Origin of the sequence: Stenotrophomonas sp. (genome assembly GCF_050737075.1) — a bacterium.
Taxonomy (GTDB): Bacteria; Pseudomonadota; Gammaproteobacteria; order Xanthomonadales; family Xanthomonadaceae; genus Stenotrophomonas.
The window spans coordinates 18,216-31,097 of the sequence record NZ_JBOHXV010000030.1 but is presented as its reverse complement, the minus strand read 5'-3'; the positions used below and the strand labels follow the sequence as shown (position 1 = coordinate 31,097).

Here is a 12,882-nt window from a genome sequence, read left to right as displayed (position 1 = left end):
GAACACTTCCAAACTGAGAACTCAGTGTTAACGCAGGGTTTTCATGACGTCAAGACTTTGACAGTTCAAATTGCGCTAACGCGAGAGGCGTCACACATTCGACTATTCATGCAACCAAGTTGTTAGGTGCTTGTGAGGTTTTTTCATCACGCGTGAAACGCGCTGTAACTCATTGCCACGCATTGATTCGTGCGCACTGCACACGTGTATTTTTCACGTGACCTTCACCGAAATACGATGCGCAAGCGGTTTTTCCATACGCCTGCGTCGCGAAAAACGCGCACGCAGACGATTGCGCGCTGCGGCAGCGGCAACGTGTGATGTGAAGACGGAAATGCGCGAATAAAGGGGTGATTTGCGCGCGCGGGCGAACGGCCGAAGCGACCGTTTTCGGCGTTCCGCTGCGTTACCGGATGTTGATGTGGTGAGGGCCGTCGTCTGGCGACCGACGCTACCAGCGCCGATACCTTCGGAATGAAGTACCGCCGGCTGTCGCCGGCGGTTGGGTCGCATCCCAATGGACCGAACGCGGATTGCCCGCGTTCCACCCGTGCGTCAGTTGCACCACACCCGTGCGTTGCGGAACATGCGCAGCCACGGCGAGTCGCCGTTCCAGTCGGCCGGGCGCCAGCTCAGGTTCACCGCGCGCGGGGTGCGCTCCGGGTGCGGCATCATGATGGTCACGCGGCCGTCGGTGGTGGTCAGGCCGGTGATGCCGTCGGGCGAGCCGTTCGGGTTGAGCGGGTACTGCGTGGCCACGTTGCCGTCGCCATCGACGTAACGCAGCGACACGCGTGCGGCCGCCTGGTCCACCGCGCTGGCGAAGATGGCCTGGCCTTCGCCATGCGCCACCGCCACCGGCAGGCGCGAACCGGCCATGCCGCGCAGCAGGATCGACGGCGACTCCACCACTTCCAGAAGCGCGGTACGCGCCTCGAACTGCTCGCTGCGGTTGCGACGGAACTGCGGCCAGTGCTCGGCACCGGGAATGATGTCCTTGAGCTGGCTCATCATCTGGCAACCATTGCACACGCCCAGCGCGAAGCTGTCCTGGCGCGCGAAGAACGCGGCGAAGGCATCACGCAGCGCGCTGCGCTCCAGCACCGAGGTGGCCCAGCCGCGACCGGCACCCAGCACGTCGCCGTAGCTGAAGCCGCCACAGGCCGCCAGGCCGGTGAAGTCGGACAGGTCCACGCGGCCTGCAATCAGGTCGCTCATGTGCACGTCGTAGGCGCTGAAACCAGCTCGTTCGAAGATGTTGGCCATCTCGATCTGGCCGTTGACGCCCTGCTCGCGCAGCACCGCCACGCGCGGACGCGCGCCGGTGTTGATGAACGGCGCCGCCACGTCTTCGTTGAGGTCGAAGCTGAGCTTCGGCTTCAGGCCCGGCGCGTTGAAGTTGCGTGCGATCGCACGCTCCTGGTCCGCATTGTCCGGGTTGTCACGCAGCTTCTGCATGGCATGGGTGACCGACCACCAGGCGTCGAACAGCGCTTCCCAGCGCCACTCGACCAGGCTCTCGCCCTGCAGCGACACCCGCACCACCGGCGCGGTGGTCGGGCGGGCAATGCGCTGGGCGCATTCGGTGAGCGCATGGCGCTCGACCAGGTCGGCGAACGCGGCACGGTCTTCGCGGGCGATCTGCACAACCGCACCCAGTTCTTCGTTGAACAGGCTGCGGAACGGATCGTCACCCCAGGCATCGAGGGTGATGTCCAGGCCGAGGCGCGAGGCGAACGCCATTTCGCACAGCGCGGCAAACGCGCCGCCGTCGCTGCGGTCGTGGTAGGCCAGCAGCAGACCGGCCTGGCGCGCATCGCGGATCAGTTCGAAGAACGCGCGCAGGCGCTGGGCATCATCCAGATCCGGCACCGGACCGGCGAAGGCCGGCAGTGCGCTGTGGTCGGCGTGCACCTGGGCCAGGATCGAACCGCCCAGGCGCTGCTTGCCGGCGCCAAGGCCGATCAGCCACAGCTCGCTGTCGGTGTCGCGGTCCAGCAGCGGGGTCAGCTGGGTGGTGGCATCGGCCACCGGCGCGAAGGCCGAGATCACCAGCGAGACCGGCGAGACCGACTTGTGGGCCTGGCCGTTGTCATGCCACTGCGCCTGCATCGACAGCGAGTCCTTGCCGACCGGAATGCTCAGGTCCAGCTGCGGGCACAGTTCCATGCCAACCGCGCGGACCGCGTCATACAGCAGCGCGTCTTCGCCGTTATGGCCGGCCGCGGCCATCCAGTTGGCCGACAGCTTCACCGTCTCCAGCGCGTCCACCGGGGCGGCGCACAGGTTGGTGATCGCTTCGCCGACCGCCATGCGCGCCGACGCGGCGGCGTCGAGCAGGGCCAGCGGGGTGCGCTCGCCGATCGCCATCGCCTCACCGGCAACGGTATCGAAACCGGCCAGGGTGATGGCGACGTTGGCCAGCGGCAGCTGCCACGGGCCGATCATCTGTTCGCGTGCGGTCAGGCCGCCCACGCTGCGGTCGCCGATGGTGACCAGGAAGTTCTTGGACGCCACCGACGGGTGCGCGAGCACGCGCAGGCCAGCCTCGTGCAGGTCCAGCCCGTTGGTCTTCAGCGCCGGCCAGCGCGGTGCCGGCGGATGCGCGGTGTCGCGGTGCATCTTCGGCGCCTTGCCGAACAGCACGTCCATCGGCAGGTCGATCGGGGCATCGGCCGGGATGTTGCCGACGGTTGCGCCGTAGGCGACCACCAGGCGCTCCTCGGCCGTGGCCACACCGACCGCGGCAAACGGGCAGCGCTCGCGCGCGCACAGCGCGGCGAACTCGGCCAGGCGGTCCTGCGGCACGCCGAGCACATAGCGCTCCTGCGATTCGTTGCACCACAGCTGCATCGGCGACAACGACGGGTCGTCGGTGGGCACCTTACCCAGGTCGATCACGCCGCCCACGCCGGAGTCGTGCAGCAGCTCCGGAATCGCGTTGGACAGGCCACCGGCGCCGACGTCATGGAACCAGCGGATGGGGTTGTTCAGGCCGAGCGCGACGCAGCGGTCGATCACTTCCTGGCAGCGGCGCTCCATTTCCGGGTTGTCGCGCTGCACGCTGGCGAAGTCGAGGTCTTCGGCACTTTCGCCGGAGGCCACCGAACTGGCGGCACCGCCGCCGAGGCCGATCAGCATGGCCGGGCCGCCAAGCACGATGACCGCATCGCCCGGCTGCAGCTTGAGCTTTTCTACCTGGACCTGGTCGATCGCGCCGAGGCCACCGGCCAGCATGATCGGCTTGTCATAGGCGCGGGTCAGGCCCTCGCCCTCCGGCAGCTCGAAGCTGCGGAAGTAGCCCAGCAGGTTGGGGCGGCCGAACTCATTGTTGAAGGCGGCGCCGCCGAGCGGGCCCTCCAGCATGATGTCCAGCGCCGGCGCCATGCGCGGGTTCAGCGCGCGCGGCGCCTCCCACGGCTGCGGCAGGGTCGGAATGCGCAGGTGCGAGACCGAGAAGCCGGTCAGGCCGGCCTTCGGCTTGCCGCCACGACCCGTGGCGCCCTCATCGCGGATCTCGCCGCCGGCGCCGGTGGAGGCGCCCGGGAACGGCGCGATCGCGGTCGGGTGGTTATGGGTTTCCACCTTGATGCAGAACGCCGAGTTGACCACTGCTTCGCTGCGGTACTCCCCCGTGGCCGGGTCGGGCCGGTAACGCGAAGCCGGCAGGCCGGCCACCACCGCCGCGTTGTCGCTGTAGGCGCTCAACGTGTGCTGCGGGGTCTGCTGGTGGGTGTTCTTGATCATGCGGAACAGCGAGTTCGCCTGGTCGGCGCCGTCGATGGTCCAGCTGGCGTTGAAGATCTTGTGCCGGCAATGTTCGGAGTTCGCCTGGGCGAACATCATCAGTTCCACGTCCGACGGCTTGCGGCCCAGTTCGCCGAAGCGCTGGCGAAGGTAGTCGATCTCGTCCTGGGCCATGGCCAGGCCGAGGCGGCGGTTGGCGGCCTCCAGGTCATCCAGTGCCACGCGCTCCAGCTCGCCACGGGCCGGCGCGGTGAACAGCGCCTGGGCCTGCGCGGCATCGTCCAGCACGGACTGGGTCATCGGGTCGTGCAGCGCGCGGATCACCGCGTCGCGGGCGGCGGCGTCAGCCGGCCAGCCGGCCAGGTCGATGCGCAGGCCGCGTTCCACCCGGCGGATCGGCTGCCCGGCGCCACGCACCAGTTCGGTGGCCTTGCTCGACCACGGCGACAGCGTGCCCAGCCGCGGCACCACGAAGCGGGAGATGGCCCCGGCTTCCTGCGGCGCCAGCGCGGGCTGGGCTTCCAGGATCCGGCTCAGGATCGCCGGGTCCGGGGTCGCATCGCCCTCGGTCTGGATGAAGTAGACGTGCCAGGCACCGGTGATGCGCAGGTCGGCGGCCAGGGACTGCAGGCGGGATTCAAGACGTTCGCGGCGGAACGGCGAAAGGGCGGATGCGCCCTCGAGGACCATCATGTCCGGGGAACCGTGGTTGGAGACGGGGCCCACTATTGTACCGGTCCCCGCCGGCCGGTGGTCGCTGCCCGGGTCGGTTCCGGCCCGCCCGCCGCGGGCCCATCCGAAACCGCCGGGGCCCCGAACCTTGCGCTGGCGCACGGATTGGCCGGGAAAACCATGACAACGTTGCCACTACCCGCCCGGCGCCCTGCCAGGCGGGCCCTGCGTCCGCCCCCTCTGCTGTTGCCGGCCTCTCTCACCGGCCCCGGACCTGCTGCAACGCTGGCCGACACCCTGCCGCCCAGCGCCCATCACCTGATCGGAGTACGACCATGGCTGACCCGATTGCGCGCAGTACGGTGACATCGTTATCTCCCCGTCCCCCGGCCCGGCACCGCCGCTGGCTGCTGGCCGCGGCCCTGGCCTCGGCGACCCTCGCCCCGGGCCTGGCCCAGGCCGCCAGCTGTACCGGCGTACCGGAGTGGAACGGCAACGTGATCTACCTGTCCGGCTCCACCCTGCAGAAGGGCGGCGTGCTGTACCGGGCCAACCAGGACATCTGGAACGCCCCGCCCGACCATCCGGCCGGCGCGCCGTACTACACCAACCTCGGCGCCTGCGACAGCGGCGGCAGCAACCAGGCGCCCAGCGTCAGCCTCACCTCCCCCGCCAACGGCGCCAGCTTCGCCGCCGGCAGCACCATCACCGTCAGCGCCAATGCCAGCGACGCCGACGGCACGGTGAGCAAGGTCGAATTCTTCCGCGGCGGCACCTCGCTGGGCATCGACACCAGCGCGCCCTACAGCGTCACCTGGGCCAACGCGGCCGCCGGCAGTTACACCTTCAAGGCGGTAGCCACCGACAACAACAACGCGGTGACCTCCTCGGCGACCGTCAGCGTGACCGTCAACGCGGCCAGCAATGACACCACCCCGCCCAGCGTGCCCGGCGGCCTGGCCTCGCCGTCGAAAACCGCCAGCACGGTGAGCCTGGCCTGGAACGCGGCCAGCGACAACAGCGGCGGCAGCGGCGTGGCCGGCTACGACGTGTACCGCAACGGCAGCCTGGTCGGTTCGCCCAGCGCCACCACGTACACCGACGGCGGGCTCGCCGCCAGCACCGTCTACACCTACACCGTGCGTGCCCGCGACAACGCCGGCAATGCCTCGGCGCAGAGCGCGTCGATCAGCGTCACCACCGCGGCGGGCGGCGGCAGCGGCGGCAACAAGCGGGTCATCGGCTACTTCACCCAGTGGGGCATCTACGGGCGCAATTACCGGGTCAAGAACATCGACACCAGTGGTTCGGCGGCCAAGCTGACCCACATCAACTACGCCTTCGGCAACGTGCGCAACAACCGCTGCGAAGTGGGCATCACCCAGGCCTCCGACCCGAACACCGGGGTGGGCGGCGACGCGTTCGCCGATTACACCAAGGCCTTCCAGGCCGGCGAGAGCGTGAGCGGCAGCGCCGATACCTGGGACCAGCCGCTGCGCGGCAACTGGAACCAGCTCAAGCAGCTCAAGGCCAAGCACCCGAACGTGAAGGTGCTGATCTCGCTGGGTGGCTGGACCTGGTCGCGCGGCTTCTCCAGCGCGGCACAGCCGGCCAACCGCCAGGCCTTCGTGGCCTCGTGCGTCGATGCCTACATCAAGGGCAACCTGCCGGTGACCGACGGTGCCGGTGGCGTGGGCGCGGCGGCGGGCGTGTTCGATGGCATCGACATCGACTGGGAGTACCCGGTGGCCTGCGGGCTGAGCTGCGGGACCCCGGCCGACAACGCCAACTTCACCGCGTTGCTGGCCGAGTTCCGCCGCCAGCTGGATGCGGTGCGCCCGGGTCTGTTGCTGACCGTGGCGGTAGGCGCGGGCATCGACAAGATCCGCGTGACCGACCCGGCGACGTATCACGGCTATCTCGACTACATCAACGTGATGACGTACGACTTCCACGGCGCGTTCGATCCGATCACCGGGCACCACTCGGCGCTGTTCAATTCGCCGGCTGACCCGTCCACCGGCGATACCAAGCTGTACAACAGCAACGATGCGATGGAAGCCTTCATCGCCCGTGGCGTGCCGGCCAGCAAGCTCAACCTGGGCATCGGCTTCTACGGCCGCGGCTGGACCAACGTGCCCAACGTCAACAACGGCCTGTACCAGAGCGGCAGCGCCGCTGCGGGCACCTACGAGGCCGGCATCGAAGACTGGAAGGTGTTGAAGAACCTCAACCATCCGATCTACACCGATGCGAATGCGCGGGCCACCTGGAGCTACAACGGCACCACGTTCTGGAGCTTCGATACGCCGGCGCTGGTGACCGAGAAGATGGGCTACGTGAAGACCCAGGGACTGGGCGGCGCGTTCTTCTGGGAGTTCAGCGGCGATGACGCACAAGGCACCCTGGTAAACACCATCAGCACGGGCCTGAAGTAAGCACAAGGCGCCCGGGGCCGCACGGTCCCGGGCGTTGCGCGCCGCACAGCTTCTGATCAGGCGCTGCGCACGCTGGGATGAGCACAAACTGAAAGCGGGTTCGAACCCGTGCAGGCATTGTGGCGGCCTTGAACCGACACAGCTGCTCGCCCAGCACCCGAGGCCACCTTGCGGATACCTTCAGCCATCCTCAGCATTGGCGCCTTCTTCGGCAGCAGAAGCGCGAAAGCCGAGCTCTCCGCACGCCATGGCCTGCCCACCCTCATTCGGGTCCACAACCACAGCGCTTCCGGCATGCGGAGCAATGCCGATGCCAGCGTGCCTACGCGTTCCACTGTGTCGCGCCCGTGGTCGTGCGCTCCGGCGACCATCTCCAATGTTGGTCTCGTTGGCACGTCTCAATCGCTGAAGCCGCTCTGGGCCATCGAGAACTTCTTTGGCCAAACCAGCAACGTCCCGCCGTCATCGGCTGCGCCGACACCGTTGCTGGAAACATGCAATGCCACACTCATCGCGCACAGGTGCGCAGGGCCGACCGCCGTGCGTGACACGCGGGTGGGCGCCTCGGAAGCGACAACGGCAGAGCCGACGCCCCCTGTAACACCTGTCACCGACGACCTGATTTCAGCGTTCATCGGTGCACAGCCGATGACACCGTCCGAGATGCTGAAGGCAGCGCTGCACCTGCGCCGGGAGGGTGAAGACTACGCCTCGCTCAGCAAGCGTCTCGACCTGGTGCCCTACCACGAGCGCGTTGCTGTACCGATGCCTGGAGCAGCCTCACGATCAGCGCAGGTGGAATCGCTTCGGGCCTCGCTGAAGCTGGAAATGAACGCATTCGAAGAAGAACTCGATGCGGACCTTGGCCCGTGCACGATGGAATCGCCGGCGTCGACACCCTCGCTGATGGACGGCATCCGCAGCTTCAACCGTGAGACGGGATTGCGAAAGACTTCCACTGCCACCCCGGAAATCGACTCACCGGCAGCGCGGCGTCCGCCTGGACTTCCCGGCCTCTTCAGCAATGCAATTGACATGCTTGAGCGCCACCAGCTGGATGGCTCGCACACGCGTGGATCGATGGATGGCGAAAGCGAAACGGATTCCGGGCTGGGCAGCGCAGCCTGCAGTGAGCCCTCCGACTGGGACGACGACTGAAGGCAAAGAGCAGGGCTTTGGACGCAGCAATCGGGATGACGCGCAACGGCGCCGCCTGCAAGGGATGGTTGCGTCACCACCACCCAAGAGGCGAGCGTTTTGTGAAAGTCTGCCGGGGGATTGAAACAACAATGGTCAGGCACTTCTTTGATGCCCTTGGAACCACATGACCACACTCAGCATATCCAACGCGTTCCGTCACATCGCCGCCGCGTTCGGTAACGAACGCGCACAGCAGAAGCTCGCGCAGCAGAAGGAAGACCGGGCAGCCATCAGGTTTCTCAGCCACAAGCCCATCGACAGGGAACGTATGTACCCCGTCCCCGCAATCTCGCCGGTGCTCTCGGGGCGCACCCGCACGACCCCGCAGGAGGTGAAGAACCTGCTGGCGCCGGTATCCATACAGCTGCAGACCAAGGGGTCGACACCGCCGCGACCGCGCGTGACCGAGCGCTCACGTGACACGCCGGATCCCCGGCCGCGCAGCGCCCCGACACACGAGATCACGCGTGCGGCGGTGCCGCCGAGCCGCGTCGCCGCCCGGTCGACGCCTGCCAACAGGATCACCGCCGCATCCACGCAGCAGGGTGGCTGGCTGCATAACCACTGGAAGCCCAGCGCGGCAGGCGTTGCGGCGCGGGCGGGCCACCTCGACACCCCCGACGCGCCGAAGGCCTCACCCGCTGCGGCTACGTCCGCGAGCACCACCGCACGGGAGGAATCCGGCGCCGCCCGGACCTTTCCAGTCCCCGCCTGGACGCTCCGCTCAGCACTGACAACCACACCGTTCCGGATCCCCCGACCGACATTGACGATAATGGGGGCCGGCAAGGCGGCGACGCCTCCTGCGCCGCCCCAAAAGCAGAGGCTGGCCGCGAGAACCGACAAGGTCCTTCAGGACAAGGGCGTGCCGCAAAAGCGGCGGCAGGCACCGCGCATTCCCGTCGCCCCGCAGGAAACCATTCGTGTCGCGACGCACGCTGCCCTGGCGCCAGCTCAACAGAAGGCCCCTCCGACAGTGGTGGCACAGCCCGCGATGGTGACTACAACGAAGGTTCCGGATGCGCCGCCGCCACCGCCACCGCTGCCGCAGGACGTCAGCCCCAAGCGTGTTGTTGCCGGGTCAGGCGCAGTATTCGCAGAACTGAAGAGCCGCATGTTCGCAACCACCAAGTCGCTCGACGATAGCGCGACGGAGACGTTTGGGACCGGGTCGGAACGAACCGGAGATGCGGCAAAACGCGCCTCGTTGGACGCGGGTCGCCAAGGCGTCAACCCGGCCAAGGCCGCCGCGCAGAGCCTGCAGTCCGAGCTGGCCCTGGCGATGGAGAGGCGTCGCAAACAGCTTGGCGAGAAACCGGCAAAGACCAGGATCGCCTCTGAAGGACCTGCGGCCATCCGGCCTCAACCCAACGCTGCAGCCAAGGCTGACACGCTGATCAAGCCGAGGCCTGTGGCACTCGGTCCGCAGTTGATCAGCAAGCAACAGAAGGCGAACGTTTTCGAGGAACTCCAGAAAGCACTGGCTGCGCGCATCCCGCAACGCGCCATGTAAAACTGGCTTGGCAGGCCGGAGGCATTGCCTCCGGCCTGCACAATCACATCACTTGGCCTGGCGCTCCAGCGCCTTGGCAAGCTGGGCCGGCGTGAGATAGCCGCCCAGCTGGCTGCCGTCGGCGGCAAAGATCGCCGGCGTGCCGCTCACGCCTACCTGCTGGCCCAGCGCGTACTGCATCGCCACCGGGCTGGTGCAGTTCTTCGGCTTCACTGCCTGGCCACTCTTGGCGGCGGTCAGCGCCGCGCGCTTGTCCACGGCGCACCACACCGAGATCATGTCCACGAAGTCCTGGCTGGCCGGGCCCATGCGCGGGAACGCCAGGTATTCCACCGTGATGCCCTGGCGGTTGAGCTCGGGAAGGTCCTGGTGCAGCTTGCGGCAGTAGCCGCATTCGATATCGGTGAACACCGTGATGGTGTGCTTCGGGTTGGGCGCGGCAAACACGATGCGCTCGCTGCGCGGCACCTTGTCCAGCAGGGCCTTGCGGTAGGAAAGCAAGCCGGCGCTGCTGGCCGGGGTGCGGTTCTGGATGTCGTACGGCTGCGACTGCATCAGGTAGCGGCCATCATCGGACACATACAGCACCTGCCCGGACACCAGCACCTCGCGGAAACCCGGGAACGGTGCGGCGCCGACGTAATCGGGCTTGAACTTCGGGTCGAGGCTGATCAGCGCGGTGCGCACCGCCTGATCGGCAGTGGCATTGGACGCGGGGGCCGCGTTGGCACCCGGCTTGGCCGCCGGGGACGCGACCGGGGCGGCCGGCTGGGCGCAGGCAGTCAGGCTGAGCGCACCGAACAGGGCGACGGTAAGGACACGAAGCATCAGGTGTTCCACGGTGAGGGATAGCGCGATTCTCGCACAGCCACCGTGGCGAAGCCTGCACGCCCGCGGCGGGGTGAGCGAATGTTGAAAGCCGCCGTACACGCACGTGAGGAAGATGGTTGCCCCGAAGGGACTTCATTCCGACATGCGTATTTCCCCCGCGCTCCTCTGGCTCAAGGCCCACCTCACGGGTAGCGTGGCGGCACGGGTGAAACTGAGCATGCGCTCGCCCAGCGACGGGCTTCGCTTCAGCACGGCGGTGGTGGCGCTGCACAACCGTGAGACCCGCCTGACCAGCCAGTGGCGGCGGGGCGACCTCACCCTTGACCAGCTGATGGAGCGCAGCCGCCGCTTGACCGACCTGCGCCAGGCGCTGATCCATGTCAGCTCGCCCACAGCGTTCGCCCGTAGCCATGACAATCTGCTGGACCACGTCCGGGATCCGCATCCCCCGGCCGGCACGCGGGCGCTTGCGGGCTCGCTGGAGTCGCTGCTGTCGCCGGACCAGTGCCGCGAACGCGTCGTTTCGGTGCTGGCCGATGCGGTGTGGAGCGGCAGGCTGAACTCCCTCCACACGTTGCGCGCCGAAGTCCTTGCTGCGGCCAGGATCAGCGCCAGGGGCGAATCGCCCCCAACGCTGAGCGACGCCGTCGCCAACGTGTTCGATGCACTGCAGGCGCGTGCACCCTTGGGAGCTTGCCTGAGCGTGGAATGGGGCGTGGTGCGACACCTCAGGACAGAGATGCTCACCAACCGTGAGGGTCCAGACGGTCCCGTGGGAACCAACTGCCTGCCACTCCCGGCAGCCCTCCGCGATGCAGAGCGCTCCGGATCACTTCCCACGCGCCTATCACCGCTGACGCTGGATGGACCGCCCAAGCCGCGCCGGGCGACAAGCCTGAAACCACAATGGCGGCCCGGCGCATCCAGCTGCTGACGCCTGCACCCTATCCGCGTGGATGATGCCGGGCATGCAGTTTCTGCAGGTGCTCGCGCGCTACCAGCGTGTAGATCTGGGTGGTGGACAGCGAGCTGTGGCCGAGCAGCATCTGCAGCGCGCGCAGGTCGGCGCCACGGTTCAACAGGTGGGTGGCGAAGCTGTGGCGCAGCCCGTGCGGACTGATCCGGACCGGGTCGATGCCGGCCAGCACCGCGTACTTCTTCACCAGCACCCAGAACTGCTGGCGGCTCAGCCCGTGCAGTGAGGGCTCGAGAAACAGCGGCACCGCGCCATCGCGTGCGGCCGGCACGGCACGCTTGCCGGCCAGCTGCGGGCGCGCTTCGGCCAGGTAGCGTTCCAGCCAGTGCTGCGACTCCTCGCCCAGCGGCACCAGCCGCTCCTTGCTGCCCTTGCCGGTGACCCGCAACACGCCCTGGCGCAGGTTGACCGCATTGGCCGGCAGGTCGACCAGCTCGCTCACGCGCAGCCCGGCGGCATACATGAGCTCCAGCATGGCGCGGTCACGCAGCCCCAGCGGCTGCTCCACATCGGGCGCGGCCAGCAGTGCGTCGATCTGGCTCTCGGCCAACGCCTTGGGCAGCAGGCGCGGCAGACGCGGCGGATCGAGCAGCGCGCTGGGGTCTTCGGTGCGCTGGCCACGGCGCAGCGCGTCGGCGAAGAAGGCGCGCAGCGCCGACAGCAGCCGCGCGTTGCTGCGCTGCGACCAGCCATGCCGCGTGCGCCAGGCCAGGTAGTCGAACAAGCCGGCCCGGTCGATGCCGCCCAACCCGCCCGCCGCGCCATTGCGCCAGCGCGCCAGCCCTTCCAGGTCGCGCCGGTAGCTGTCCAGGCTGGCCCGGGCCAGGCCCTGTTCGGCCCAGATGGCGTCCAGGAAGCGCTGGATCAGCACATTGTCGCCATCGCGCAGTTCGGGCAGGTGCTGCACCAGTTGGCGACGCGCGGCGGGGGTGGGCGTTTCGGACATGCACACAGGATACGGAGCCGGGGCGGCGGCGGCCATCCAACGCGCGCCGGCGCAGGTATGCTCGGCGCATGAGCACGCCCACTGCCGCCGTTACCGACACCGCCCGCCCCGCCACGCTGCTGCTGTGGCGCCTGCTGGCACTGGTGTACGACTTCTTTCCTGCCCTCGCCCTGTGGATGCTGGTCGGCGCGCTGTTCACCGCCGGCTACGCGGCTGGCCACGCCTCGCGCGAGAACATCCACCCGTTCAGTGCCCTGCAGTGGGTGCTGTGGGGGTGCTGCTGGGGAGTGACCGGGCTGTATGCCGTCGAAAGCTGGCGGCGCGGCGGCCAGACACTGGGCATGCGGCCGTGGCGGTTGCAGGTGGTGGGTGCCGATGGCACCGCGCCCACCCGGCGCCAGCTGTGGTTGCGTTACGCAGTGGGCACGCTGTCCATCCTGCTCGGCGGCCTGGGCCTGTGGTGGGCATTGATCGACCGCCAACGCCTGACGTGGCATGACCGGGCGTCCAACACCCGTACCCGACGGTTGCCGAAGCCGGCGGGTTGACCCGGTTCCCG

The 12,882-nt window shown here is 68.1% G+C and carries 8 protein-coding genes; 5 read left to right on the top strand and 3 right to left on the bottom strand.

Going from position 1 to position 12,882, the window contains the following annotated elements:
* Positions 1-555: 555 nt before the first annotated feature.
* On the bottom strand, positions 556-4,440 hold the full coding sequence (gene purL / locus ACREPD_RS09605) for a phosphoribosylformylglycinamidine synthase (RefSeq protein ID WP_431599116.1): 3,885 nt from the start codon (positions 4,438-4,440) through the stop codon (positions 556-558).
* Positions 4,441-4,754: 314 nt separating this feature from the next.
* Here purL and ACREPD_RS09600 point away from each other — a divergent pair, with 314 nt between their 5' ends.
* The 3 genes from ACREPD_RS09600 to ACREPD_RS09590 all read left to right on the top strand — a co-directional run bounded on the left by ACREPD_RS09600 (position 4,755) and on the right by ACREPD_RS09590 (position 9,570).
* Positions 4,755-6,857 (top strand): glycosyl hydrolase family 18 protein, encoded by a 2,103-nt coding sequence (locus ACREPD_RS09600; protein WP_431599115.1) that lies wholly within the window; start codon positions 4,755-4,757, stop codon positions 6,855-6,857.
* A gap of 168 nt (positions 6,858-7,025) precedes the next feature.
* A complete protein-coding gene (locus ACREPD_RS09595; protein WP_431599114.1) occupies positions 7,026-8,015 on the top strand; it encodes a hypothetical protein in 990 nt (329 codons plus the stop codon).
* 166 nt (positions 8,016-8,181) lie between these two features.
* Positions 8,182-9,570 (top strand): hypothetical protein, encoded by a 1,389-nt coding sequence (locus ACREPD_RS09590; protein ID WP_431599113.1) that lies wholly within the window; start codon positions 8,182-8,184, stop codon positions 9,568-9,570.
* 48 nt (positions 9,571-9,618) lie between these two features.
* On the opposite strand, the gene ACREPD_RS09585 is transcribed toward ACREPD_RS09590, so the two are convergent.
* The gene (locus tag ACREPD_RS09585) at positions 9,619-10,398 is read right to left on the bottom strand and encodes a thioredoxin fold domain-containing protein (RefSeq protein ID WP_431599112.1); all 780 of its coding nucleotides are present in this window, start codon (positions 10,396-10,398) and stop codon (positions 9,619-9,621) included.
* A gap of 145 nt (positions 10,399-10,543) precedes the next feature.
* On the opposite strand from ACREPD_RS09585, the gene ACREPD_RS09580 reads away from it, so the two are divergent.
* Entirely contained in the window at positions 10,544-11,335 is a 792-nt protein-coding gene (locus tag ACREPD_RS09580; protein WP_431599111.1) for a hypothetical protein, read from the top strand.
* Between the two features lie 10 nt (positions 11,336-11,345).
* On the opposite strand, the gene xerD is transcribed toward ACREPD_RS09580, so the two are convergent.
* Positions 11,346-12,323: a site-specific tyrosine recombinase XerD gene (xerD, locus tag ACREPD_RS09575; RefSeq protein WP_431599110.1), complete on the bottom strand. Its 978-nt coding sequence runs from the start codon at positions 12,321-12,323 to the stop codon at positions 11,346-11,348.
* Positions 12,324-12,391: 68 nt separating this feature from the next.
* Here xerD and ACREPD_RS09570 point away from each other — a divergent pair, with 68 nt between their 5' ends.
* The gene (locus ACREPD_RS09570) at positions 12,392-12,871 is read left to right on the top strand and encodes an RDD family protein (RefSeq protein ID WP_431599109.1); all 480 of its coding nucleotides are present in this window, start codon (positions 12,392-12,394) and stop codon (positions 12,869-12,871) included.
* Positions 12,872-12,882 lie beyond the last annotated feature (11 nt).